Source organism: Sinorhizobium sp. CCBAU 05631, assembly GCF_002288505.1.
GTDB classification, from domain to species: Bacteria; Pseudomonadota; Alphaproteobacteria; order Rhizobiales; family Rhizobiaceae; genus Sinorhizobium; species Sinorhizobium fredii_C.
Genome location: NZ_CP023063.1, coordinates 3,058,407 through 3,083,876 on the forward strand (window position 1 = coordinate 3,058,407; position 25,470 = coordinate 3,083,876).

At 63.5% G+C, this 25,470-nt stretch carries 23 protein-coding genes; 13 read left to right on the plus strand and 10 right to left on the minus strand.

Going from position 1 to position 25,470, the window contains the following annotated elements; all coding sequences use genetic code 11:
* Window positions 1–68: 68 nt before the first annotated feature.
* The 4 genes from SS05631_RS15035 to SS05631_RS31685 all read right to left on the minus strand — a co-directional run bounded on the left by SS05631_RS15035 (window position 69) and on the right by SS05631_RS31685 (window position 6,153).
* Window positions 69–3,245 (minus strand): multidrug efflux RND transporter permease subunit, encoded by a 3,177-nt coding sequence (locus SS05631_RS15035; protein WP_037420060.1) that lies wholly within the window; start codon window positions 3,243–3,245, stop codon window positions 69–71.
* A complete protein-coding gene (locus SS05631_RS15040; RefSeq protein ID WP_037388998.1) occupies window positions 3,242–4,399 on the minus strand; it encodes an efflux RND transporter periplasmic adaptor subunit in 1,158 nt (385 codons plus the stop codon). Before SS05631_RS15040 ends, SS05631_RS15035 begins: the two co-directional genes overlap by 4 nt.
* Window positions 4,400–4,740: 341 nt before the next feature.
* A complete protein-coding gene (locus SS05631_RS31680) occupies window positions 4,741–5,565 on the minus strand; it encodes a YmdB family metallophosphoesterase (protein ID WP_037420064.1) in 825 nt (274 codons plus the stop codon).
* 6 nt (window positions 5,566–5,571) lie between these two features.
* Window positions 5,572–6,153 (minus strand): 5-formyltetrahydrofolate cyclo-ligase, encoded by a 582-nt coding sequence (locus SS05631_RS31685; protein WP_037420070.1) that lies wholly within the window; start codon window positions 6,151–6,153, stop codon window positions 5,572–5,574.
* Window positions 6,154–6,421: 268 nt separating this feature from the next.
* Here SS05631_RS31685 and SS05631_RS15050 point away from each other — a divergent pair, with 268 nt between their 5' ends.
* The gene (locus tag SS05631_RS15050) at window positions 6,422–6,631 is read left to right on the plus strand and encodes a hypothetical protein (protein WP_037420072.1); all 210 of its coding nucleotides are present in this window, start codon (window positions 6,422–6,424) and stop codon (window positions 6,629–6,631) included.
* Here SS05631_RS15050 and SS05631_RS15055 read toward each other — a convergent pair.
* Complete coding sequence (locus SS05631_RS15055) at window positions 6,626–6,850, minus strand: hypothetical protein (RefSeq protein ID WP_097526654.1); 225 nt, start codon at window positions 6,848–6,850, stop codon at window positions 6,626–6,628. The two genes, SS05631_RS15050 and SS05631_RS15055, sit on opposite strands and share 6 nt — an antisense overlap.
* A 73-nt stretch (window positions 6,851–6,923) precedes the next feature.
* On the opposite strand from SS05631_RS15055, the gene SS05631_RS15060 reads away from it, so the two are divergent.
* Window positions 6,924–7,823, plus strand: a complete 900-nt coding sequence (locus SS05631_RS15060; protein WP_037420077.1) for a LysR family transcriptional regulator — start codon at window positions 6,924–6,926, stop codon at window positions 7,821–7,823.
* A gap of 262 nt (window positions 7,824–8,085) precedes the next feature.
* Here SS05631_RS15060 and SS05631_RS15065 read toward each other — a convergent pair whose 3' ends face one another.
* Window positions 8,086–8,463 carry a cell division protein ZapA gene (locus tag SS05631_RS15065; protein ID WP_037420080.1) on the minus strand — a complete coding sequence of 126 codons (378 nt, stop codon included), beginning with the start codon at window positions 8,461–8,463 and terminating at the stop codon, window positions 8,086–8,088.
* A gap of 12 nt (window positions 8,464–8,475) precedes the next feature.
* The gene (locus SS05631_RS15070) at window positions 8,476–8,745 is read right to left on the minus strand and encodes a DUF4164 domain-containing protein (RefSeq protein WP_012709307.1); all 270 of its coding nucleotides are present in this window, start codon (window positions 8,743–8,745) and stop codon (window positions 8,476–8,478) included.
* Between the two features lie 415 nt (window positions 8,746–9,160).
* On the opposite strand from SS05631_RS15070, the gene tkt reads away from it, so the two are divergent.
* From tkt to SS05631_RS15105, 6 genes are all read left to right on the plus strand, one after another.
* Window positions 9,161–11,137 carry a transketolase gene (gene tkt / locus SS05631_RS15075; protein WP_037420085.1) on the plus strand — a complete coding sequence of 659 codons (1,977 nt, stop codon included), beginning with the start codon at window positions 9,161–9,163 and terminating at the stop codon, window positions 11,135–11,137.
* 72 nt (window positions 11,138–11,209) lie between these two features.
* Complete coding sequence (gene gap, locus SS05631_RS15080; protein ID WP_037420088.1) at window positions 11,210–12,220, plus strand: type I glyceraldehyde-3-phosphate dehydrogenase; 1,011 nt, start codon at window positions 11,210–11,212, stop codon at window positions 12,218–12,220.
* A 4-nt stretch (window positions 12,221–12,224) separates the two neighbouring features.
* The gene (locus SS05631_RS15085; protein WP_037420091.1) at window positions 12,225–12,815 is read left to right on the plus strand and encodes a putative glycolipid-binding domain-containing protein; all 591 of its coding nucleotides are present in this window, start codon (window positions 12,225–12,227) and stop codon (window positions 12,813–12,815) included.
* Window positions 12,815–14,014, plus strand: coding sequence for a phosphoglycerate kinase (locus SS05631_RS15090; protein WP_037420094.1), 1,200 nt, complete (start codon window positions 12,815–12,817; stop codon window positions 14,012–14,014). The genes SS05631_RS15085 and SS05631_RS15090 overlap by 1 nt, the downstream gene beginning before the upstream one ends.
* 344 nt (window positions 14,015–14,358) lie before the next feature.
* On the plus strand, window positions 14,359–15,384 hold the full coding sequence (locus SS05631_RS15100; RefSeq protein ID WP_037420097.1) for a class I fructose-bisphosphate aldolase: 1,026 nt from the start codon (window positions 14,359–14,361) through the stop codon (window positions 15,382–15,384).
* Between the two features lie 274 nt (window positions 15,385–15,658).
* Window positions 15,659–16,576: a PhzF family phenazine biosynthesis protein gene (locus SS05631_RS15105; RefSeq protein ID WP_037420100.1), complete on the plus strand. Its 918-nt coding sequence runs from the start codon at window positions 15,659–15,661 to the stop codon at window positions 16,574–16,576.
* 119 nt (window positions 16,577–16,695) lie between these two features.
* Here the strand turns inward: SS05631_RS15105 and SS05631_RS15115 are convergent, their stop codons facing one another.
* Window positions 16,696–18,603: a tetratricopeptide repeat protein gene (locus tag SS05631_RS15115; RefSeq protein ID WP_083854096.1), complete on the minus strand. Its 1,908-nt coding sequence runs from the start codon at window positions 18,601–18,603 to the stop codon at window positions 16,696–16,698.
* 161 nt (window positions 18,604–18,764) lie between these two features.
* Complete coding sequence (locus tag SS05631_RS15120) at window positions 18,765–18,920, minus strand: hypothetical protein (RefSeq protein WP_083854097.1); 156 nt, start codon at window positions 18,918–18,920, stop codon at window positions 18,765–18,767.
* A 179-nt stretch (window positions 18,921–19,099) separates the two neighbouring features.
* Between SS05631_RS15120 and SS05631_RS15125 the strand changes: the two genes are divergently transcribed.
* The 3 genes from SS05631_RS15125 (at window position 19,100) to SS05631_RS15135 (ending at window position 21,444) form a co-directional block, all read left to right on the plus strand.
* Window positions 19,100–20,401, plus strand: coding sequence for an MFS transporter (locus SS05631_RS15125; RefSeq protein ID WP_037420103.1), 1,302 nt, complete (start codon window positions 19,100–19,102; stop codon window positions 20,399–20,401).
* Window positions 20,388–20,576, plus strand: coding sequence for a DUF1192 domain-containing protein (locus SS05631_RS15130; protein WP_037420106.1), 189 nt, complete (start codon window positions 20,388–20,390; stop codon window positions 20,574–20,576). The genes SS05631_RS15125 and SS05631_RS15130 overlap by 14 nt, the downstream gene beginning before the upstream one ends.
* A 349-nt stretch (window positions 20,577–20,925) precedes the next feature.
* Window positions 20,926–21,444, plus strand: a complete 519-nt coding sequence (locus SS05631_RS15135) for a DUF1465 family protein (RefSeq protein ID WP_037420109.1) — start codon at window positions 20,926–20,928, stop codon at window positions 21,442–21,444.
* 565 nt (window positions 21,445–22,009) lie between these two features.
* Here SS05631_RS15135 and rpmE read toward each other — a convergent pair.
* The gene (rpmE, locus tag SS05631_RS15140; protein WP_012709319.1) at window positions 22,010–22,231 is read right to left on the minus strand and encodes a 50S ribosomal protein L31; all 222 of its coding nucleotides are present in this window, start codon (window positions 22,229–22,231) and stop codon (window positions 22,010–22,012) included.
* Window positions 22,232–22,429: 198 nt separating this feature from the next.
* Between rpmE and SS05631_RS15145 the strand changes: the two genes are divergently transcribed.
* Together SS05631_RS15145 and SS05631_RS15150 are read left to right on the plus strand one after the other, a co-directional pair.
* Window positions 22,430–24,229, plus strand: a complete 1,800-nt coding sequence (locus SS05631_RS15145) for an ABC transporter transmembrane domain-containing protein (protein WP_095678008.1) — start codon at window positions 22,430–22,432, stop codon at window positions 24,227–24,229.
* Between the two features lie 135 nt (window positions 24,230–24,364).
* Window positions 24,365–25,357, plus strand: a complete 993-nt coding sequence (locus SS05631_RS15150; protein WP_037420184.1) for a tripartite tricarboxylate transporter substrate binding protein — start codon at window positions 24,365–24,367, stop codon at window positions 25,355–25,357.
* Window positions 25,358–25,470 lie beyond the last annotated feature (113 nt).

Consider the following 25,470-nt stretch of genomic DNA (forward strand, 5'->3'; position numbering starts at 1 on the left):
AGCCCGCGGCGCCGTCCACTTACAAAGGTCGCCCTCCGCTCACAATCGCGTCATTGCGGGGCCTTGCGTCACTCCGCCGGAGCGCCCGCCGCCTCCGGCACCGGCGCCCGCTTGCGGCGGAACGAACGCAGCGTCACATAGAAGACCGGGGTCAGGAACAGACCGAGAAAGGTGACGCCGAGCATGCCGGAAAAGACCGCCGTGCCGAGCGACTGGCGCATTTCGGCGCCGGGACCGGTCGCGATCACCAGCGGCACGACGCCGAGGATGAAGGCAAAGGCGGTCATCAGGATCGGCCGCAGCCGGAGCCGGCTTGCCTCGATCGCCGCCTCGATCGGCGACCTGCCCTCCTCCTCGCCCTGGCGCGCGAATTCGACGATCAAGATCGCGTTCTTGGCGGAAAGGCCGATCAGCACGATGAGGCCGATCTGCGTCAGGACATTATTGTCCATTCCCCTGAGCGAAACGCCGATGAGGGCGGCGAGAACGGCAAGCGGCACGATCAGGATGATCGCCAGCGGCAGCACCCAGCTCTCATATTGCGCGGCCAGCGCCAGGAAGACGAAGATTACCGACAGCGCGAAGATGAATGCGGCGGTGTTGCCGGTCTGGCGCTCCTGCAGGGCAAGTTCGGTCCACTCGAAGGTCGTCCCCTGCGGCAGGATCTGGCCGGCAAGCGCCTCCATCTTGTCGAGCGCCGTGCCGGTCGAAACACCCGGCGCCGGATTGCCCTGGACAGGAACGGATACATACATGTTGTAGCGCTGCACCAGCGCGGGGCCGCTCGTGTCGCGAATCTCGACGAGCGTGCCGAGCGGTACCAGCGCGCCCGAAGCCGATCTGACCTTGAGCGCAAGGATGTCGTCGCGCTCCACGCGGTATTGCTGGTCGGCCTGGGCGCGGACCTGATAGACCCGGCCGAATGCATTGAAATCATTGACGTAGGACGTGCCGAGATTGATCGACAGGGTCTCGAAGATGTTGGGGATCGGCACGTTCAGCGCCCGCGCCTTGTCGCGGTCGATCGCCAGGAAGAATTGCGGGCTCGAGGCCGAGAAGGTGGTGAACACCCCCGTCAGCCCGTCGGTCTGGTTCGCCGCTCCCATCATCTGAAAGGCAAGACCCAAGGCGCGCCGCATGTCGGCGCTCTGGCGGTCCATGATCTGCATCTTGAAGCCGCCCGAATTGCCGATGCCGCGTACCGAGGGCGGCGGCACGGCGATAATGAAGGCCTCCTGGATGCCCTGCATCGCACCGAAGATCTGGCCGATGATCTGGTTGGCACTCTGGCCATGTTCGAGCCGCTCGTCGAAGCTGTCGAAAGGCGTGAAGATCACGCCGGAGTTCGAGGCATTGGTGAAGGTCGCTCCGTTGAAACCGGCAAAGGCGACGGCGTCCCTTACCCCCGGGACTTCCCGGATCATGGCCGATGCGCGCTGGATCACGGCATCGGTCCGTTCCAGCGAGGCGCCATCCGGGAGTTGCACGACGACGATCGCATAGCCCTGATCCATCGTCGGAATGAAGCCGCGCGGTACCATCTGCGCCATGTACCAGGTGGCCCCGAGCAGCGCGACGAAGACGAGCAGGGCGGCGGCCAGCGCCAGCCGCGTCTGGACCAGACGGCGCACCGTCCAAGCGTAACCGTCGGCCATCCGGTCGAAACCGTTGTTGAAGCCGTTGGCAAGCGCTCGGCCGAAGCGGGTCACGGGGTTGCGGCTTTCATGCTCGTGGTCGTCATGCGGACGCAGCAGGATGGCCGCAAGCGCCGGCGAAAGGGTCAGAGAATTGACGGCGGAGATCACCGTCGCCACCGCGATCGTCACGGCGAACTGCAGGTAGAACTGCCCTGCAATGCCCGGAATGAAGGCCGTCGGCACAAAGACGGCGGTGAGGACCAGCGAGATGGCGATCACTGCCGCGCCGACCTCGTCCATCGTCACATGCGCTGCCTCTCTCGGCGTCATGCCTTGCGCCAGATTGCGTTCGACATTCTCGACGACAACGATCGCATCGTCGACCACGATGCCGATTGCCAGCACCAGGCCGAACAGCGTCAGCATGTTGAGGGAGAAGCCGAAGGCGAAGAGCAGCGCGAAGGTGCCGATCAGCGAGACCGGAATGGCGACGATCGGGATGATTGCGGTGCGCCAGGACTGGAGGAAGACGATCACCACCAGCGCCACGAGGATCACCGCCTCGCCGATCGTCAAATAGACTTCGTCGATCGATTCCGAAATGAACTCGGTCGGATTGTAGATGATGCGGTGTTCGAGCCCATCGGGAAAGTCCCTGGAAAGGTCGGTCATCGTCGCCTGGATCGCGTCCGCCGCCGCGAGCGCGTTGGTGCCGGGACGCGAAAAGATGCCGAGCGCCACGGCCGGGCTGCCGTTCAGGTAGCTGTTCGTGACATATTCGCGCGCTCCGAGCTCGACGCGGGCGACGTCCTGCAGCTGCACGAGCCTGCCATCCTCGGTCGCCTTGACGATCACATAGCGAAACTGTCGCGCGTCGCTGAAGCGGCCGTCGGTGGTGACGGTATATTGAAAGGCACTGTCGCCCGACATTGGCGGACCGCCGATCGAGCCGCCGGAGACCTGAACGTTCTGCTGGCGCAGCGCCTCGACGACGTCGCCGGATGTCATGCCGTAAGCGGAGAGCTTCTGCGGGTCGAGCCACACACGCAGCGCATATTCGCGCTCGCCGAACAGGATGACGTCGCCGACGCCGTCGAGCCGGACGAGAAGGTCGCGGATACGCGAGCGAGCATAGTTGGAGACGTAGAGCTGGTCGTAGCGGTCGTTCGGCGAGAGCAGGTGAACGACCATCATCAGGTCCGGCGAGCTCTTGGTGGTGGTGACCCCAATGCGCCGCACGTCCTCGGGCAGGCGCGGCTCGGCGATCGAGACCCGGTTCTGCACCAGCACCTGCGCCTCGTCGAGATCGGTGCCGAGCTTGAAGGTAATGGTCAGCGACATGGAGCCGTCGGCGGTCGAATAGGAGGACATGTAGAGCATGTTCTCGACGCCGTTGATTTCCTGCTCGAGCGGCGTGGCGACCGTATTGGCGACGGTCTCCGCATCCGCGCCCGGATAGGAAGCCCTGACGACGATGGTGGGCGGCGCGATCTCCGGATATTGCGCCACCGGCAGCTGGAAATAGGCGATGCCGCCGATGATCAGCAGCACGATCGACAGCACCGAAGCGAAGATCGGCCGGTCGACGAAGAAATGCGCAAATCTCATTGGGCGTTCTCCGCCGCTTGCGCCGCTTCCTGCGGCAGCACGACAAGCTCAGGCTTCACCTTGACGCCCGGTCGCGCGCGCATGATCCCGTTGACGATGATCGTCTGATCGCCGGTCAGGCCGCTGCGGATCACCCGGTAGCCATGCAACCGCGGCCCGAGGCGCACCGGTTTGGTCGCAACGCTGCCATCCTCGCCGACCACATAGACGACGCGCTCGTTCTGGTCGGCGGCGATCGCCTCATCGGGAATGAGGATCGCCTGGTAGGTGTTGGAGCCTTCGACCTCGACACGCCCGAAAAGTCCCGGCTGCAGAATGAAGTTGGGGTTCTCGAAGCGTGCGCGCAGGCGCATCGTACCTGTTTGGGTGTCGACCCTGTTCTCGGAGAAATCGAGCTTTCCCTCGAACGGCGGTTCCGTGGCATCGGCGATTGTCACGTGCACGGAGAGCGCGCCCGCGCCCTCCTGCAGCGCGCTGCCGCGGTCGCGGGCGGTGCGCGCATAGGAAAGCAGCCGCCGCTCGTCGACGTCGAAATAGAAATCGATCGGATCGAGGGAGACGATCGTCGTCAACACGGTCTCGTCCGCCTGGACAAGGTTGCCGGGCGATATCCAGCGCCGGTCGACGCGGCCGCTGAGCGGCGCGGTGATCGTCGTGTATTCGAGATCGAGCTTGGCCCGATCGACGGCCGCCTCGGCGCCCCGAATATTCGCCTGTGCGGCAAGCAGCGCGCGGCGGTCGTCGTCGAGCTTGGAAATCGAAAGCGTGCCGGTTCCGGTCAGGGACTCGGTTCGCTTGAACTGCGCCTCGGCGAAGGAGAGCGTCGACTGCGCCGAGGCAAGCGACGCCTCCGCCTGGGAGAGAGCCAGGCGGAAAGGTCGTTGGTCGATGACGAAGAGCTTGTCGCCCTTCTTCACCAGCGCGCCGTCCGTAAAGAACACCTGGTCCAGATAGCCGCCAACACGCGAACGGACCGAGACCTCGTCCACCGCCTGAAAGCGTCCGATGAACTCATCGGCGTCGATGACGTCCCGTACCACCGGCTTGGCGACGGTCACCGCCGGCAGTTGCGGGTCCTGCGCCGCTGCTGGTGTCGACATGAGAAGGGAGATGGAAACGCCGGCGATCGCCGGCAGACGCCACTTTCGCAACATGCACGTTCTCCAGGCACTTGAATATCAAGATCGCCCGGCGCGGCTTGCGTCCAGTTGCCGTGGCGACAGTCTCGAGCCCGGGGCATTGCCACCGAGTGGTGCCAGAGCGGGAAAAGGAAGAGTGCCTGCGGTTTTCCCGCACGCATTTTGCTCTGGCTTCTAGATCGACATGGGAACTTGCGATAGCGGCCGCTCAAAACGGCTCTGATTTGCGCGCTAACCTGCCACCATTTTCAAAGCCTGTCACTTGAAAAAAAGCGTCTCCCACGGCGTTGCAGGCGGTCGTCGGATTGCAGGCTAGTCGGATGTCCGCCGAGAAATCGGCCGAAGCCGGCCGATTCTCAGGACCAGAATTCCGGCATCGTTTCGCCAAGCCGCGGGCCGAGCCGGAGCGGCGCGATCTTTTCGGCAAGTCCCGTGCGGTCGGAAATTTCGACGCCGACGCCGCAAATCGTTGCGGGACCGGAGGCCGCTTCGAAGCGGCCCTTGGGCATCTTGGAGATGAAACGGTTGAGCGGCTCTTCCTTGTCCATGCCGAGCGAGGAATCGTAGTCGCCGCACATGCCGGCGTCGCTGATATAGCCGGTGCCGCCGTTCAAGATCTGGTGATCGGCCGTCGGTACATGGGTATGCGTACCGACTACAAGGCTGGCGCGGCCATCGACGAAATGGCCAAAGCACTGCTTCTCGCTCGTCGCCTCGGCGTGGAAGTCGAAGACGACGACATCGGCCTGTTCCCCGAGCGGGCAGGCTTCGAGGATTGCCTCGGCGCATTTGAACGGGTCGTCGAGTTCCGGATGCATGAAGACCCGGCCCATGACGTTGGCGACCAGCACGCGGGCGCCGTTGCGGGAAAAGAACAGATTGGAGCCGCGACCGGGCGTGCCGGCCGGATAATTGGCCGGGCGGAGGAACTGGTCATGCCGCTCGCAGAAGACGACGGCCTCCTTTTGGTCCCAGACGTGGTTGCCGGTCGTCACCACATCGGCACCGGCGCTGATCGTCTCCAGGAAGATGTCCTCGGTGATGCCGAAGCCGCCGGCGGCGTTCTCGCCATTGACGACGACGAAATCGAGCTTGAGATCGCTCACCAGCCCCGGGAGGCGCTCCCAGACCGCCGTGCGGCCCGTCTTGCCAACCATATCTCCCAGAAACAGAAGTCGCATACCCGTTCAATCCCGCTCGAAATGTCGGAAACCGCTCTCCGTCAACACGGCGTCGAGCGCCACGTCGTGCGGTTCCGCCGGCACTGATGCCACTTCCTGGCAGTCGAATGCAATCCCGATCAGGCGCGGCATGTGGCCTTTGCTGCGCAAGCGGTCGATCGCCCGGTCATAATAACCGGCGCCGTAGCCGATCCGGTGGCCGACCGCATCGAAGGCCGAAAGCGGCACAAGCATAATGTCCGGATCGAGCTCGGGCGCGTCCGGCCCCGGGCCCATCGTGCCGAAGCCGGTCTCTACGACCGCCACGCCGTCGGCGAGCTCGCGAAACACAATGGTCTTCTTGTCGAGGATCACCGGCAGGCAGAGGCGCGCCCCGCGGTCCTTGAGCCGCACCATCAGCGGCCGGATGTCCGCCTCCGAACGGATCGGCCAGAAGCCGGAAACCACGTGCCCGGGATCAAGCGCGATGATGTCGCTGGCATGATCCGCCATGGCGAGGCTCGCCTCGATGCGGGCCTCGGCCGGCATGGCGTCGCGCATCGCCAGACGCTCCGTCCGCAGTGCGGCTTTCAAGTCCCTCGGCGACATCAAGCATCCCTTCCATCAAACGGTTCGAACCTGCAACGAGGTAGTGCAGTTCACAGGCGAACTGAACCCGTGTCTCCGTCGCTTTTGCAACATTTCGCGACAGTCCTCCACCCCTCCCAAAACGAAACAGCATTAACCGGATCTTCACCTTTTGCCGCGGTTCGGCTTCGCGCGACGCTTTGCTCGTGCAATTACCTTCATGATTTCAAATGATTGGACGAGCTGCGATCCGGCGTGCCGGTAGCTCTCGGAGAACAGGCCCGTGTCCATGACGGACAGGATCGACCAGCTCGGCGTTTTGGAACTGCGCTGCCTCTCGCTGGCAGCCCGCGGCCGGACTCGGTTGGAGATGATGCGCGAAACCGATATTCCGGTGGAACGGATCGATCGGGCCCTCGAAGAGGCGATGCGCAAGCTCAACGCGAACAATCTCGCCGAAGCCGTCATCCGCGCCGCAAGGCTCGACCTTATCTCATAGCATCCAGTGTGAATGCCGGACCGGATCCGGCCACCATCCGTCCGGCGAAGACTCGATCCCGACGAGGCCGCCGTCGCTGATGAGATGCGGGTCGCCGCGATCCATCACCAGCCTCCAATGGGCCTCGATGGCCCACCGCAGCCGCAAACGCTCGACCGCGGCGCCGAACAGCGACGATTGCCGGGAAGTCGGAGAAGCGGGCGCAACCAGTACAGGCATGACAAGGCCTCGCGAAAGAAGGAACAATCCGATTTTCCGGCTTTCGTTGACATGAGACAAACGAATTGCGAACATGGCTGGCATCAGAATTTCTTATGGCGCCGCCATGTCCCTTCCGCTCGACAGCGACTTGCTCAGAACGTTTCTCGCGGTCGCCGATACCGGCAACCTGACACGGGCCGCCGATGCGGTTCGACGCACGCAATCGGCCGTCAGCATGCAGATCAAGAAGCTCGAGGACCTGCTCGGCTTCCCGCTTTTCGAGCGGCATTCCCGCGGCGTCGTGCTGACGGCTGAGGGCCGGCGCCTCGTCGACAATGCGCGGCGGATTGTCGCCCTGCTCGACGACACGGCGGCAGCCCTGCGCCAGCCCGCCCTCGACGGCTCGGTCCGCATCGGCATATCGGAGGAATACATCAACTCAACGCTGCCGAGAGCGCTCGGCGCCTTCGCCGCCAGTCACCCGAATGTCGAGGTGACGGTGCAGCAGGGGCACTCGATGTCCAATCTGAAATCGCTCGATGCCGGCGAGATCGACATCGCCGTCGTGTTCGAGCCGGGCGGCCGAACGAGGAACGAAGTCCTCATGGTGGATCCGACCGTCTGGGCCGTCTCGGACCAGCACGGCACGCATGAGCGGCGACCTGTGCCAATTGCCACTTATACCTATTATGAAGGCGGGTGGTGTGATGATCTGGCCCTGCGCAGTCTGAAGAAACGGGGCATAGACAGTCGCGTCGCCTATGTCAGCCGCACGAGCAGCGGCCTGATCGCCGCGGTCGTTTCAGGTCTCGCCATCGCCGCGCTGTCGCGCAGCGCCATACCCCATGGCTGCCGCGAACTGACCGAAGACGACGGCTTCGGCATCATCGACATGTCGAACGTCGTCTTGCGCACGAGACCGGACCATCGCTCCCCGACGGTGGACGCAATGGCCGACGCCATCCGTCGCGCCTTTCGGGGTGCCGATTGAAAGGAAGGAGTGCGATCCACGACGACCGGTGGAGAGTTTACGATCCCGGGTGCCTACTAAGTAGGTGGGCGCCGTGTGGTCCAGACCCACGGGTCCGGACAGGGACAGCTCCCTTGAGATCGTGTATGGCCCCGGGGATTGTGGTTCCTGTCGGGAAGCGCAGACCGCCCCGCAGATATAGAACGTCTTCACCGTTTTCGCCAGAGCGGTCCGGCGGAAATCGCACCCGCACCGACAATTGGGGGTCTCGAGCCGGGGCGGCCTAGTTCGCCGGAGCGGCCGGGCGGCCGTTGAGCTTGGCGGTGATGTCCTGGATCTGCGCCGTCACGTCCGCCAATGCCGAGGCGAGCGCCTCCTCGCTTCTCGCCTGGTCGGAAAGGTTCGCGTCGCGGCTGTTCTTCAGGTTTCCGACCTCGGCCTCGAGGTTCTTCAGCCGCCGATTGACCTCGCTCAGTTCGTCCATGACCATGATGCCCGCCATCACCGTCAGCCTGAGGTCGCCGATTTCGCCGAACTGCCCCTTCAGGTGGCCGACATATTGATCGAACCGGGCGGCGAGGTCGCTCAGGTGATCCTCCTGCCCTTCCTCGCAGGCCATGCGGTAGGCCTTGCCGTCGATCGTCACCGTCACCTGTGCCATGCTTCAAGAACCTCAGCGATCCAGCACTGCCCGAATGGTCTCCATCGCCGTCACCAGACGGCGGGACACTTCGCGATTGACTTCTTCCAAACGATTGGCCCGGAACTGCGACTGATCGAGCTCCTGCGCCAGCCGCGACCGGTCCGTATTGACCCGGCGCACCTCGCCCTCGAACTCGCTCACGTCCTTTTCCTTGTCAAAGCGGCCGTCGATTGCGATTTCAAGGGACTGAACCGCGTTTCGCAATTCCTCGATCGCCGCATTGACCGTCTTTGCAGGCATCTCTTTCGAAACCTCCAGAGGGGATGAGCAAGGCCGAACGCTTTCTCATTGCCCGAAACAAGGGGCGGAGCCGATCCCGCGCCTATCGCCTGAACCTCTCTCGCTCCGCGCTCCGAATCGTCCAGCGTTCCGGCCGTTCGGATCAACCTTTTTAAACCCATTCCGTAAGGCTCAACAATGGCGGCGTCGCCAATTGCACGCTGCAAGCTGTGGATCGCCGATTTTATCCGCCGATGCTATGCTTGCGGCGCGATCCTTCGGCCCAGGCAAGGTCGCAAAAAGCGCGCCGCCACCGGCGCCGGAAGGCCTGTATTTGTTGACTCGGGCGGCGCACCTGCTATGTGTTCGGCCGCTTCTCATACGGTCTTTGGAGGATAGAGACCGTCCCCTGACCACCGAACGCAACGGAACAGTCATGATCTCTCGCGAAAAACACGACCGGATGGCGAATGCAATCCGTTTCCTCTCCATGGACGCCGTCGAGAAGGCAAATTCCGGCCACCCGGGTCTACCGATGGGGGCGGCCGACATAGCAACGGTCCTCTTCACCCGCTACCTGAGCTTCGACCCGAAAAACCCCGCCTGGGCGAACCGCGACCGCTTCGTGCTGTCGGCCGGCCACGGCTCGATGCTGCTCTATTCGCTGCTCTATCTCACCGGCTACGAAGACATCACCATCGACGAGATCAGGAATTTCCGCCAGCTCGGCTCGCGGACCGCCGGCCATCCGGAATACGGCCATGCCGCCGGCATCGAAACGACCACGGGGCCGCTCGGCCAGGGCATTGCCAATGCCGTCGGCATGGCGCTCGCCGAGCGCAAGCTGCGCGACGAATTCGGCAGCGACCTCATCGAGCACTTCACCTATGTGATCGCCGGCGACGGCTGCCTGATGGAAGGCATCAGCCAGGAGGCGATCGCGCTTGCCGGCCATCTGAAGCTCAACAAGCTCATCGTCTTCTGGGACGACAACAACATCTCGATTGACGGGCCGATCTCGATCGCCGACTCGACCGATCAGCACGCCCGCTTCCGTGCGTCCAAGTGGCATACGATCGCCGTCGACGGCCATGATCCGGAAGCGATCGCCGCGGCGATCGAGGAGGCGCAGAAGTCCGACAAGCCGACGATGATCGCCTGCAAGACCGTCATCGGCTTCGGTGCGCCGAACAAGGCCGGCACCCACAAGGTGCACGGCTCGCCGCTCGGCGCCGAGGAGATCGCCGCGACCCGCAAGGCGCTCGGTTGGGAAGCCGAAGCCTTCACCGTTCCCGCCGACGTGCTCGACGCCTGGCGCAGCGCCGGCGAGCGCTCGGCCGAGACGCGCAGGGCATGGGAGGCAAAGCTCGAGGCCGCTGAGAAGAGGGCCGAATTCGTGCGCCGCTTCTCCGGCGAACTCGAAGCGGGCCTCGCCCCGGCGATCAGCGCCTACAAGCAGAAGCTCGCCGAGACCAAGCCGTCGCCGGCCACCCGCAAGGCTTCCGAGGATGCGCTGGAAGTCATCAACGGCGTGCTCAACGAGACGATCGGCGGCTCGGCCGACCTGACCGGCTCCAACAACACCAAGACGAGCCAGACCCATTCGATCACGCCGGACAATTTCTCCGGCCGTTACGTCCACTACGGCGTACGCGAGCACGGCATGGCCGCCGCCATGAACGGCATGGCGCTGCATGGCGGACTAATCCCCTATTCGGGCGGCTTCCTGATCTTCTCGGACTATTGCCGTCCGTCGATCCGGCTTGCCGCACTAATGGGCATTCGCGTCATCCACGTCCTGACCCACGATTCGATCGGTCTCGGCGAGGACGGCCCGACGCACCAGCCTGTCGAGCACCTGGCCTCGCTGCGCGCCATCCCCAACCTCCTGGTGTTTCGCCCGGCCGACGCGACGGAAACGGCGGAGTGCTGGCAGCTCGCACTCGAAAGCCGCAATCGCCCGTCCGCCATCGCGCTGACGCGCCAGAACCTGATGGCGGTGCGTACCGAATTCAAGGAAGAAAACCTCTGCGCCCGCGGCGCCTATGACCTGGTCCCCGCGAAGGATGCGAAGGTGACGCTCTTCGCCACCGGCTCGGAAGTGGAGATCGCCGTCAAGGCCAGCCAGGCGCTGCAGGAGAAAGGCATTTCCGCCCGCGTCGTTTCCGTGCCCTGCGTCGAGCTTTTCGCGGAGCAGAGCGACGACTATCAGAAGGCGATCGTCGGCAATTCGCCGGTCAAGATCGCCATCGAAGCCGGCGTCCGCCAGGGCTGGGATCATATCATCGGCAGCGACGGCACCTTCGTCGGCATGTCGAGCTTCGGCGCTTCCGGTCCCTACAAGGAACTCTACAAGCACTTCGGCATCACGCCGGAAGCGGTTGCCGCGGCCGCCGAAGCCAAGCTGTCCTGATCAAGCCGGAGGGCGCCCTTGTGGCGCCCTCCATTCGTTTACCCACGCCATCCTGATAGGGAGAGACCCGACATGACAGTCAAAGTCGCCATCAATGGTTTCGGCCGCATCGGCCGCAACGTGCTTCGCGCCATCGTTGAATCCGGCCGCACGGATATCGAAGTCGTCGCGATCAACGACCTCGGCCCCGTCGAGACCAACGCCCACCTGCTGCGCTTCGACTCCATTCACGGCCGCTTCCCGGCCGACGTGAAGGTCGACGGCGACGCGATCGTCATCAACAGCGGCAAGCCGATCAAGGTGACGGCCATCCGCAACCCGGCCGAACTGCCGCACAAGGACCTCGGCGTCGACGTCGCGATGGAATGCACCGGCATCTTCACCGCGCGCGACAAGGCAGCCGCCCATCTCGAAGCCGGCGCCAAGCGCGTCATCGTCTCGGCACCGGCCGACGGCGCCGATCTCACCGTCGTCTACGGCGTCAACCACGACAAGCTGACCAAAGATCACCTGGTCATCTCCAACGCATCCTGCACGACCAACTGCCTCGCACCGGTCGCCAAGGTGCTGAACGACGCCATCGGCATCGATCACGGCATGATGACGACGATCCACTCCTACACGAACGACCAGCCGTCGCTCGACCAGATGCACAAGGACCTCTACCGCGCCCGTGCCGCGGCGCTGTCGATGATCCCGACCTCGACCGGTGCGGCCAAGGCCGTCGGCCTCGTCCTGCCGGAACTCAAGGGCAAGCTCGACGGTTTCGCCATGCGCGTGCCGACCCCGAACGTCTCGGTCGTCGACCTGAAGTTCGTCGCCAAGCGCGACACGACCAAGGAGGAGATCAACGCGGCGATCAAGGCAGCCGCCGACGGCCCCCTCAAGGGCATTCTCGGCTACACGCTTGCCCCGAACGTCTCGATCGACTTCAACCATGACCCGCATTCCTCCGTTTTCCACATGGACCAGACCAAGGTGATGGAAGGCAAGTTCGTGTCGATCCTCACCTGGTACGACAACGAATGGGGCTTCTCCAACCGCATGTCGGACACGGCGGTCGCCCTGAGCAAGCTCATCTAAGACCATGTTCCGGGCCCTTTCCTCAACGACGGTGCGCTGGCGTCCGCTCGAGGGGGAAGGGCTCGAACATCTGACGATCCGGCCTCTCGACGCATCGGTGGGCGCGGCAATCCGCGCCGAAAGCGTGCTGATCGGCGCGCGCGGCGGAGCCGCCTATGGCGTTCGCTACCGCATTGACTGCGACGCCGGCTGGCGTGTCACTTCCTTCTTCATCGGGACGGCGGACGGACGCCGGCTGCACCTGCTTTCCGACGGCGGCGGCCATTGGCGCACGGCGGAAGGCGTCGCCCTTCCCCGCTTCGACGGCTGCATCGACATCGACCTTGCCGGCACGCCCTTCACCAACACCCTGCCGATCCGCCGTCTGGACCTCACGCGGGCGTCGGGCACCGTAAAACTCAAGATGCTTTACGTGCCATTCGACAGCTTCGAGCCCACGGTCGATGGCCAGCACTATACCTGCATCGAGGAGGGCAAACTCTATCGCTACCAGGCGGAAGACCGCAGCTTCACCGCCGACCTGCCGCTGGACGAGGACGGCCTCGTCACCGACTATCCCACCCTTTTTCAGAGACTATCACTGGAGACGAACTGATGGCTTTCAAGACCCTTGACGATCTGACCGATATCGCCGGCAAACGCGTGCTGGTGCGCGTCGATCTCAATGTGCCGGTCAAGGACGGTCAGGTGACCGACACCACCCGCATTGAGCGCGTGGCGCCGACGATCCGCGAACTCTCCGAAAAAGGGGCGAAGGTCATCCTGCTTGCCCATTTCGGCCGCCCGAAGGGCGAACCGGTCGCCGACATGTCGCTGAAGGCGATCGCCCCTGCCGTCGAGGAAATCCTCGACCAGCGCGTCCACTTCGCCGCCGACTGCATCGGTGACAAGGCCGCCAATGCGATAGCCGACATGAATGACGGCGACGTGCTGCTGCTCGAAAACACCCGCTTCCACAAGGGCGAGGAAAAGAACGATCCGGCCTTCGTCACGGCATTGGCCGCCAATGGCGACATCTATGTCAACGACGCCTTTTCCGCAGCGCACCGCGCCCATGCCTCGACCGAGGGCCTGGCACAGCACCTGCCCGCCTATGCCGGCCGCACCATGCAGGCCGAACTCGAGGCACTCGAAAAGGGTCTCGGCAATCCGAAGCGTCCGGTCGTCGCTATCGTCGGCGGCGCAAAGGTGTCGACCAAGATCGACCTGCTGCAGAACCTCGTGAAGAAGGTCGACGCGCTCGTCATCGGCGGCGGCATGGCCAACACCTTCCTCGCCGCCCAAGGCATCGATGTCGGCAAGTCGCTCTGCGAGCACGATCTTGCCGAAACGGCAAAGTCGATTATCGCCGCGGCGGAAGCCGCCGGATGTGCCATCGTGCTGCCGGAAGACGGCGTCGTCGCCCGCGAATTCAAGGCAGGCGCCGACCACGAGGTCGTCGACATCAAGGCGATCCCGGCCGACGCAATGGTGCTCGATGTCGGCCCGAAATCCGTCACTGCCATCAGCGACTGGATCTCGCGCGCTGAAACCCTCGTCTGGAACGGTCCGCTCGGAGCCTTCGAAATCGCCCCCTTCGACAAAGCGACGGTGGCCGCCGCCAAGCATGCGGCCAGCCGCACCCGTCAGGGCTCGCTCGTCTCGGTCGCCGGCGGCGGCGATACGGTCGCTGCCCTAAACCACGCCGAGGTCGCCGACGATTTCTCCTATGTTTCCACCGCCGGCGGCGCCTTCCTCGAATGGATGGAAGGCAAGCCGCTGCCCGGTGTCGATATCCTCCACCAGCAGAAGTAGCCGCACGCGCGCCGACCCGGGCAAATGGATAAGCCCGGGTCGGCGCCTCAAAAAATTGTGACATTTCAAACGATTAAATTTTTTTAAATCGTTTTAGTCGATTTTACTGCCATTTTCCCGCACAGTATCTTCTGTTATCGCGCGCTGCGTACCTACAGCGCCGCGCGTCTTTAGGACGTGCAAAGGCCGCTGTAGCACTTTGAATTCCTGCATGTTTCCTTGCGTAAATCGGCGACGGCTTACGGAGGCATGCAGTCGGACGCGAGGATGTTTCTTGCGCCCTCAGACCGAAACGGTTTCTTGCGCCGCTCCGCTGCGTTCGGCGCTCTGTGTAGGAGAAAAAGATGAGCGAAAGACTGGAAGATATTGCGGTTTCCATGGTCGCCAACGGACGGGGCCTGCTCGCTGCCGACGAGTCGACCGCAACGATCAAGAAGCGCTTCGATAGCATTGGCCTCGAGTCCACCGAGACCTCGCGCCGCGACTATCGCGAGATGCTGCTGCGCTCGGATGAGGCGATGCGCAACTATATCTCCGGCGTCATTCTCTATGAGGAAACCCTGTTCCAGAAGGCCGCCGACGGCACCGCGCTCGTCGACGTCATCAAGAACGCCGGCTCGATCCCCGGCATCAAGGTCGACACCGGCGCAAAGCCCCTGCCGCATTTCCCTAATGAGACCGTCACCGAGGGCCTCGACGGCCTCGCCGCCCGCCTCGCCAAGTATTATGAAGCGGGCGCCCGCTTCGCCAAATGGCGTGGCGTCATCGCAATCTCCGGAACCCTGCCGAGCTTCGGCGCCATCAAGGCCAATGCCCATGCGCTTGCCCGCTATGCGACGCTCTGCCAGGAGGCCGGGATCGTCCCCATCGTCGAGCCGGAAGTGCTCATGGACGGCGCCCCCGGCGACCACTCGATCGAGCGTTCGGAAGAAGTAACCGAATGGGTACTTCGCACCGTCTTCGAGGAACTGGGCGACCTGCGTGTGAAGCTCGAAGGCATGATCCTGAAGCCGAGCATGGTGATCGACGGCAAGAAGGCCCGCAAGGCTTCGGTCGAAGACGTTGCCGAGCGCACCGTCAAGGTACTAAAGCGCACCGTGCCGGCCGCTGTCCCCGGAATCGCCTTCCTGTCCGGCGGCCAGTCGACGGAAGAGGCGACCGCGCATCTCTCGGCCATGAACACGGCGCACGACCTGCCCTGGAAGCTGACTTTCTCGTATGGCCGCGCCCTGCAGCAGGAAGCGCTCAACGCCTGGAACGGCAAGCCGGAGAACGTCGCCGCCGGCCAGCGCGCCTTCTCGCATCGCGCCAAGATGTGCAGCCTCGCCGCCAAGGGCAGCTGGAAGAAGGACCTCGAACAGGCCGCCTGATGGGTAAGCCTGAGCGGACAAAGAGTTAAAGGGAGCGAGGAGAAGGCCCGGCGGCAGCGATGTCGCCGGGCCTTACTGCATGTTTCCTCAAATCGTAGCCGATTTGAGGACAAAAACATGCAGCAATTCGAAGTGCTACGGCGTCCTTTGTGCGTCTGCTAAGACGCACGGCGCTGTAGTATTCGGGGCCAATTGTCAGGGAGACAAGTTTGCTGTTTCGGCGGGCCGATAACGCTTTTACATCAGCGCCATTGCCGATTGCCGGGGAACTGCAATGAAATCCGTCTCCTATGTCACCGTTGACGTCTTCACCGCCGAACGCTTCACCGGAAACCAGCTCGCCGTCATCCCCGATGCACGGGGCTTGAGCGACGAGCAGATGCAGGCGATCGCCACCGAATTCGGCTATTCCGAAGTCACCTTCGTGCTGCCGCCGGATGATCCGGCGAACACCGCCCGTGTGCGCATCTTCACGCCGACCGCCGAAATTCCCTTTGCCGGACATCCGAATGTCGGCACCGCCTTCGTGCTCGGTCAACAGGGGGAGATCTTCGGCAGAAGGCCCGGCGACAAACTGCGTTTCGAAGAGAAGGCCGGGCTGGTCGAGGTTGCCCTTCTCGGCGACGGTGACGCCATTGCCGGCGCGCGCATCGTCGCTCCCCGGCCGCTCAGCATCGGACCGGTCATCGACGCTGCGACCGTCGCCGCCTGCGCCTCACTCCGGCCGGAGGACGTGAGCGAACGCACTCATCCCGCCGTGCGTGTCTCGGTCGGCCTCGCCTTTGCCGCCGCCGAAGTCAGGGATGTCGCCGCCCTGTCGAATGCACGGCCCGATGTCAGCGCCTTCCATGAAGCGAATGCGCGTTACCCACTCGCCGATGACAGCTTCAGCCTGTTTCTCTATGCGCGCACGCCCGAGCGCCCCTGGCAGATCAGGGCTCGCATGTTCGCGCCGCTCGACAATGTCATCGAGGATCCGGCGACCGGCAGCGCCTCGGCGGCGCTCGGCGCCTATCTCGCTTCGCTTCTGCCGCAGGCGGATGCGGAAATCGAGATTGTCATCGAGCAAGGCGTGGAAATGGGCCGCCGCAGCGTCATAACGGTCCGCGTCAACAAGAAGAACGGCACGGTCCGCGAGGTCAGCGTTTCGGGCAATTGCGTGGCGGTGATGCGCGGGTCGATCGAGGTCTGAGCACTACAGCGCCGCGCGTCTTATCAGACGCGTAAGGTCGCTGTAGCACTTTGAATTGCTGCATGTCTTTGTCCTCAGATCGAGGTCGATTTAAGGAGACATGCAGAAGGCCCGCCGGATCAGCGCGTCTCGGGCGTGCAATCCCTCATCGACTTGAGAAGTGCCCGAAATCGGGGGTGATCGCGAATCGGATCCAGATCGGAGTCCTGCTTGAACCAGAGGAGATGGTAGCTGGAGCTCTGCGGAACGACGGCTTCCAGCAGATCGAGCGCGCGCTCGCTCTCTCCCAACAAGGAATGGACGCAGGCCGCGTTATATTGCGCGACGATATCGTCCGGATCGACCGCCAGCGCTCGCGCCGCCCATTCCTTGGCGCGCTCCCCTTCGCCCAGATGCGCGAGCGCCAAGGCCCCGCGATGGGCGGGGCTCGCATTTTCCGGGTGCCGCTCCAGCGCGGTTTTCGCCCGCTCGATGCCGATCCGCGCCCAGCGCTGGCGCTCGGATTCCATTCCGAGCGAGAGATAGCAGTTCATCAAATGAATTGGTGAGAAATAGTCGTCGGTGCGGATTTCCGCCGCCCGCTTGAAGAACTGCACCGCCTCCTGAAACCGGCCCTGCGCAAATAGGAAGCGGCCATAATAAAGATTGGCCTCATAGAGCGACGGACTCAGCGCCAGAGCCTGGCGGAATTCGCGGCCGGCCTCTTCCGTCTGCCCGTCGTGGGTCAATGCCAGCCCGCGTGAGGCATGCGCTTCCGCCAGGTTTGGGTCGAGCGCCAGTGCCTTGGAGCTCATCTCGAAGATGCTCTCGAGCGGAAACTCCTTTTCGTGCCAATCCCTGATCGCACATTCGCATTCGGCGATGCCCGCGTAGGCGCGCGCATAGTTCGGATCGAGTTCGACAGCCTTCAGGAACATCCGGCGGGCAAGCAGCAGGTAGGACCGAGTCCAGGTATGCGAGAACTGCCGGCCACGCAGATAATAGGTATAGGCTTCCACGGAAGTGGTCGGATCGCTCTCGATCGCCTTCTTCTCCTCCGGCAGCAGCTTGATCTTCAACTGGGCGACGATCGCATGCGTGATCTCGTCCTGGATGGTAAAGATATCGGTGAGATCACGATCATAGCGATCGGCCCACAGGTGCCCGCCCGTATGCGCATCGATGAGCTGGCCGGTGATGCGGACACGTTCGCCGACCTTGCGGACGCTGCCTTCCAGAATGAAGCGGACGCCGAGTTCCTGGGCGATCTGCTTCACCTTCACCGGCTTGCCCTTGTAGGTAAAGACGGTGTTGCGGGCGACGACATGCAGGCGCGAGATCTTCGAAAGATCGGTAATGATGTCCTCGGTGATGCCGTCGGAGAAATATTCCTGCTCCGGATCGTGGCTCATATTGGTGAAGGGCAGGACGCCGATCGATAATTCGTAGCCGGCCTCGAGCGTCGCGTCGGGCGGCTCCGTTTCCTGCCGGGCGGCCGCCTCGCCGAGCGCGACCGTATAGACGCGGATATTCGGCGCGATGTTCTTCAGGCTGTATTCGCCCTTGTCGACGAAGCCGAGGTCCAACCGCGAGCCGACCTGGTCGCGCACCGACGAGGATACCGCAATGCCGGAGGGATCGGCGAGCCCCTCGAGCCGCGCCGCAACGTTGACGCCGTCGCCGAAGATGTCGCCCTCCTCAACGATCACGTCGCCGAGGTGGATGCCGATCCTGAGTTCGATGCGCCGGCTCCTCGGCAGGCCTTCGTTGCGAACGAGCATGCCGCGCTGGATCTCGGCCGCACAGGCCACCGCATTCACGACGCTCGAAAATTCGATCAGCATGCCGTCGCCGGACAGCTTGACGATGCGCCCCTTGTGTTCGGCGATCTTCGGCTCCAGGCACTCGCGGCGATGCCGTTTCAAGGCGGCCAGCGTCCCCGCCTCGTCGGTTCCCATCAGGCGACTGTAGCCCACGACATCGGCAGCGAGAATGGCGGTCAGGCGGCGTTCCAAGAGTGCCTCGATTTTCATCTTGTGGCCGAGCACGGTAATTTAACCTTTTCTTGACTACATGTCGTGCGCAGACTTCGGGCATTTTGCGCGCAAGTGTAGCCCTGTCCTCAAAGGTTAGCTGTTTCTAAGGGAACGTCGTGCGGTCGCGCATTCCCTGCGCATGTTCTATCCGCGGCAGGTGAGTGCAACTGCGGCTACGGCCGGACGAACACCGTGACCATCATCACGGCGATGGCGAAGACGGCGATCTTCCAGAAATCCCGGCGCTGCCTGAGACCGGGATATCCGAGCGGCTTGATGATGTGCACACACATGGCGACGAAGAGGAGAAGCGTCAGTGCCTTCGACATTCATTTATTCCGGAGAATTCCGCGGCCACGGTTGCAACGTCATACGGCCGTCACTTTTCGACGCATAGAGGGCTATTGTTTTCGCCGCCGATTTGCAATGACCGGCGGCAGCGATTCCAGTTGAACGGCACGACATGCCGCCGCGAATTGCCGGTCGCAGAACGATTTCGGATGGAACAATGAGAAACAACCTGCTCCCCGTCGCCGCGCTGTTGCTCGGCACTCTGTTCCTCTTTCTAGGAAACGGTCTGCTGGGTCTGCTCCTGCCGGTGCGCGGCACGGCGGAAGGATACCCGACCACGATTCTCGGCCTGATCGGCACGTCCTGGGCTTCGGGCTTCGTGCTCGGCTGCTTCTTCGCCCCCAATGTCGTGAAGCGCATTGGGCACGTTCGGGCCTTCAGTGTCTTCACGGCGCTGATTGCCATCGTTTCCCTTTTGACCGGCATAATGATCGACCCCATCTGGTGGCTGGTCCTGCGCGCGCTGACCGGCTTCTCGACCGCCGGCACGTCGATGATCATCGAAAGCTGGCTGAACGAGCGCGCCACCAATGAAAGCCGCGGCGTAATCTTCTCCCTCTATATCGCCATCACCCTCTTCGGCGTCGTCGGCGGGCAGATGATGATCCCCTTCGGCGAGACGACGACCACATTCTTCTTCATGATCTGCGGCATTCTCTACTGCGTCGCGATGTTGCCGACGCTCTTGTCCAAGGCCGCCTCGCCGACGCCGCTCAAGCAGGTGCGGCTCGACCTTCGCGGCCTTTACCGCAATTCGCCGGTGTCCTTCCTCGGCATCCTCTTGATCGGCATCGCCAACGGGGCCTTCGGCACGCTCGGCGCCGTCTTCGGCCGCCAGGCGGGTCTTTCCGACAGCACCGTCGCGGCGATGATGAGCGTCGCGATCTTCTCCGGGGCGGTCATGCAGTTGCCCGCCGGCCGAATTTCCGACCGCGTCGACCGCCGCTATGTGCTCGCCGTTCTGGCCGGTGTGGGGGCGCTTGCCGGGCTCATGCTCTTCCTGGTCGAGCCGGGCCAAGTCTGGATCGTGCTGACGCTGATTGCCGTCTACGGGGCCGCGGCAAACGCGCTCTATCCGATCGCCGTCTCGCACGCCAACGACTTCGCCACACCGGAGGATTTCGTCAAGGTCTCCGGCGGCCTGCTTCTGCTCTACGGCATCGGCACGATCATCGGCCCGACGATCGGCGGCCCGGTGATGACTGCGACGGGCCCCTATGGCCTCTTCATGATCACCGCCTGTGCGCATATGCTGATCACGGCCTATGCGATCGTCCGCAGCCGCCGGCGCGCACCCGTGCCCGTCGCCGAGCGCGAGACCTTCTCGCCGGTCAATGCCGGTGCACCGACGACGCCGGAAAGCCTGCAGCTCTCTCCGCGCGCGGCACCCTTCGAGGAGACGCGGGGAGACACCGTCGACGATCCCGAAGCGGAGGAAAGAGCCGATGAGCCTGTTTGACGACGATCAGCCGAAGAAGAAGACCGCGCATGAGATCGGCAGCGACCTTTCGCAGCTCTCCGTCGACGAACTCACCGCGCGCATTGCGCTGCTGTCGGAGGAAATCGCCCGGCTGGAGGCGGAGCGCACCCGAAAATCGGCGAGCCGATCGGCCGCCGAAGGCCTCTTCCGCTGAGAGCTAGACAAGCCTCAGAGAGCGCCGGCGGACAGCCGCTTAACGGGATATTAGGCATTTTCTGTAATTCTCCCGTCATCCGGTCTTCCGGACTCAGACATTTTCACCGATTGGCGAATGGGTCTGATTTCTCCCTGTTTTACCTTGAGAGCCGCCCCGCGCGGCTCTTTTTTTGTTTCGCGACAGCTGTTTTCAAAGAATTGTGGAGATTAACCCTTTCTTAAGAATACCCTTGCGCGGAATGCGGTATCAGATCATTCTTCGAGCATAGAGGGGCCTCAAGGAAACTTTTCCCAAAGCCACTTCGTTACCTGATCGTGATGCGTTTTGAACCAGGGAAAAACAGGCCATGTCCGAGAGAGGATTGAATACCGTCAGTTTCGCAGGACACGCTGCGTCCTCGGCGCAGTTCAAGGCGCTCTATGCCGAAGGGATGGGCCTCGTCGAGGAAACGGCGAGCTACCTCGATGGTCCTGGCCGTGCTGCCTCCAAGGTCTTGCCGCGTATGGCCTCGGTGCTTTACGCCGCCGAGTCGATGCGGCTGACGACGCGGCTGATGCAGATGGCCTCCTGGCTCCTCCTACAGCGCGCTGTCAACAATGGCGAGATGAGCCGCGAACAGGTCCTGTCGGAAAAAAGCAAAGTTCGCCTCGACAGCTTCAATGTCGACCGCAGCGCGCCCGGCTGGAACGATCTGCCCGACAGCTTCCGCGACCTGATCGAACGCTCGCTTCGCCTGCAGAACCGCGTCGCCCTGCTCGACCGCGAGATCTACCGGCCGCAGGAGGCCACGACCTTCGTCCCAGACAACCAGAACGGCGTCAAGGCACAGATCAAGCTCTTGCAGACAGCGTTTGGCGGCAACTGACGTCGACGGTAATCACGGCAGAGTTCGAGGCCCGGCCACGCGCCGGGTTTTTCGTGCGTGCGGCACGCGAATTTCCCAGCGGTCTGTCTTGCATGGTCCTTGCATTCTCTTCTCACGCACTTGCCTGTCCGAGCCAGCACGCAAAGGAGTGCGTGTGTGTGAATCTTCGGGGCAAGCCCGAGGATGACGCTTCTGGGTAATGCTCAGTGCAAATCAAGCGGTGTATGATGCCGGCAGGTGCGCTCCCCTTTTTCGACAGCGGTTCACTCTCCCGTCATCCTCGGGTTTTACCCGGGTCAAGCCCGAGGAGGACCCCCTTGACAACGCTCGGTCTTAAGTTGAGACGAGGGTAAGCGACAGGTGCTGTCAACCTTCGCTCGTCTCCGACGAAAACGGCCCCCTTCTTCTTCGTCATTCTCGGGCTTGCCGAGAATCCATGCACAAGCCGCCGAGCGAGAGGATCGCCTGCGTAAAGCCTGCATCTGACTCTTTCGTCCAGAAGGCAACAACAGCCAACAAAAAAGCCCGGCATTGCCGGGCTCCAGAAACGCGATATCGCGAGCGATCAGAGGCCGAGGCCCTCGAAGCGCTTCTTGAACTTCGAGACGCGGCCGCCGCGGTCGACGAGCTGCTGGTTGCCGCCGGTCCAGGCCGGGTGCGACTTCGAGTCGATTTCGAGGTGCATGGTTGCGCCTTCCGAACCCCAGGTCGAGCGGGTTTCGTATTCGGTGCCGTCGGTCATGACCACCTTGATCGTGTGGTATTCGGGATGGATGCCTGCCTTCATAACAATCTTCCTAAAGTTCCAGGGTCCAATTGTCGCAAGGCATTGCGACTTTGGGACCGAACACGTAAATGGAGCCGCGGACCGCTCTCGGCCACGGCTTCTTCAATTCGATGCCGTGCCTATACATGAAGGTCTGCGGGATAACAAGTGCCGCGCGGAAGACTAATCGACCCTCCGTGGCAGGCGATCGGGGGTCACGTGCCAAGACAAGAGAACCAAGTACGAGAGCGCAAGTCCGTCCGGCCGCTTGCAGCCGTGCTGCCCTATGTCAGGCGCTATCGCCACTTTGCGATCGGCGCCGCCATCTCGCTGACGATCGCCGCGGTGACGACGCTGACGCTGCCGCTGGCGGTCCGCCGGATGATCGATCACGGCTTCTCCAATTCCGATTCCGCCTTCATCAACACCTATTTCACCATGTTGATGGTGCTGGCGATCGTGTTGGCGCTGGCGAGCGCCGCCCGCTACTACTTCGTCATTTCGCTGGGAGAGCGCATCGTCGCCGATCTCCGGCGCGACGTCTTCTCCCGGGTCACGGGCCTTTCCGCCTCCTTCTTCGACGTCAACCAGTCCGGCGAGATCGTCTCGCGGCTGACCGCGGACACGACGCAGATCAAGTCGGCGGTCGGCGCCACGGCATCCGTTGCGCTGCGCAACTTGATCCTCTGTCTGGGCGCGATCGGCATGATGGTCTATACCAGTCCGAAGCTGTCGAGCCTGGTGATCGCCGCCATTCCGCTCATCGTCTTCCCGCTCGTCGGCTTCGGCCGTTCCGTCCGGCGCCGCGCCCGTCAGGCGCAGGACACGCTCGCCGCTGCCTCCGCCTATGCCGGCGAAGCGATCGCCGCCACCCGCACGCTACAGGCCTTCAATGGCGAGGCGAGCGCCAATAACCGCTTCGGCGCCGCTGTGGAGGAGGCCTATGGCGCCGCCCGTGCGGCGATCCGAGCCCGCTCGGCGCTCACCGCCTTTGCCATCACCATGGTGTTCGGCAGCGTCGTTGCGGTGCTCTGGTTCGGAGCCCGCGACGTGCTGGACGGCACGCTTTCGGCTGGCACGCTCAGCCAGTTTCTACTCTATTCCGTCTTTGCCGCCGGCAGCCTCGGAGCGCTTTCGGAAGTCTGGGGCGAGATCTCGCAGGCCGCAGGCGCCGCCGAGCGCCTGAACGAGCTCCTGAGCGAAGTTCCGCAGATCCGCGCGCCCGAGCACCCCGCCCCAATGCCCGTGCCGGCGAAGGGGGCGATCGCCTTCGACGACGTGCACTTCGCCTATCCGGCGCGGCCCGACTACAAGAGCCTCAAAGGCCTGAGCCTCGCGGTGGAGCCGGGCGAGACCGTTGCCATCGTCGGCCCCTCCGGCGCCGGCAAGAGTACCCTGTTCTCGATGCTGCTGCGCTATTACGACCCGATCAAGGGAACCGTGCTGGTTGACGGCATGGACATCCGCAGCGTCGACCCGAAAGACCTGCGCGAACGGATCGCCATCGTGCCGCAGGACGTGACGATCTTCGCCGCCTCGGTGCATGACAACATCGCCTTCGGCAGTCCGGCGAGCCGCGAGGCGGTACAGGCGGCCGCCGTTGCGGCGCAGGCCGACGAGTTCATCGCAAGGCTCGACCGCGGCTATGACACGCTGGTCGGCGAGCGTGGCGTGACGCTTTCCGGCGGCCAGCGCCAGCGTATCGCCATTGCCCGGGCGATCATCAAGGCCGCTCCGATCCTGCTCCTCGACGAAGCGACGTCGGCCCTCGACGCTGAGAGCGAGACGCTGGTGCAGAAGGCACTCGACGGGCTGATGCGGGAGCGCACCACGCTCGTCATCGCGCATCGGCTGGCGACGGTGCTGAAGGCGGACCGCATCCTGGTCATGGATCACGGCCGTATCGTCGAGGAAGGCACCCACGCATCGCTGATCCGCCAGGGCGGGCTCTATGCCAAGCTCGCGCGGCTTCAATTCGATCACGGGGCGGAAGGATTGTTTGTCGCATCCCAGGCCTGAGACCGTGCGTTAACCACGCGGCCCTCGGATGTGATTGTTTCTCGATCCGCCATTGCCCGCGGCAAGCGCAGCCCTATTGTAAGGGGGCCGGCTTTTGCCGGCAGCGCCTTCGACGAGATTGGGAGGATATCCGTAATGCCATTTCTAAGCATGACCCGCCGCGCCGCCCTTGCCTTCGGCATCGCCACGCTTTCCGCCATGACCTTGGGCGGCCCGGTGCAGGCGCAGAGTTTTCCGGACCGGACGATTACGCTCGTGGTCCCCTTCGCCGCCGGCGGTTCCACCGACGTCGTGGCCCGGATCATCGCCCAGAAGATGTCCGAGGATCTCGGCCAGCAGGTGATCGTCCAGAACGTCGCCGGCGCCGGCGGCAATCTCGGGGCGTCCAATGTCGCCCGTGCCGATCCGGACGGCTACACGATCCTGATGGCGACGGTCGCAACCCACGCCTTGAACCCGCTGATCCTGAAGACGAAGCCCTACGATCCGGAGAAGGACTTCGCGCCGATCTCGCTGCTGGTCGTCGTTCCGAACGTGCTGGTCGTCAATCCGGAGCTGCCGGCCAAATCGGTGCAGGAATTGCTGGCGCTGCTCAAGGCATCGCCTGACCAGTACAGCTACGCGTCCTCCGGCAACGGCACGCCGCTGCATCTATCCGGCGAGCTCTTCAAGTCGATGGCCGGCGTCGAGATGCAGCACATCCCCTACAAGGGCTCCGGCCCGGCGCTGAACGATGTCATCGGCAACCAGGTGCCGATCATGTTCGACAATCTGCCCTCCTCGTCCAGCCACATCAAGGCCGGAACGCTCCGGGCACTGGCGGTGACTACGGCGGAACGCGCCCCCTCCTTCCCGGACGTGCCTACCATCGCCGAATCCGGCATCCCCGGCTACGAGACCTATACCTGGAATGCGCTCTTCGCCCCGGCCAATACGCCGCAGCCGGTGATCGCGCGCCTGAACGAGTCGGCCAAGAAGGCGCTTGCCGATCCGGGGGTCCAGAAGCGCATGGAGGAATTCAGCGCCAAGATCGTCGGCTCGACGCCCGAGGAACTCGGCGCCCATGTGAAGGCGGAGCTTGCGAAGTGGACACCGGTCGTGCGCGACGCAAACATCCAGATGGACTGACGAGAGACCGGTGTTTGCCCCTCATCCACCTGCCGGCACCTTCTCCCCGCTTACGGGGCGAAGGAGACTCGCGGCGGCGCCTTCCAACCCATCGCCTGAGGAAGCGGCCGGCA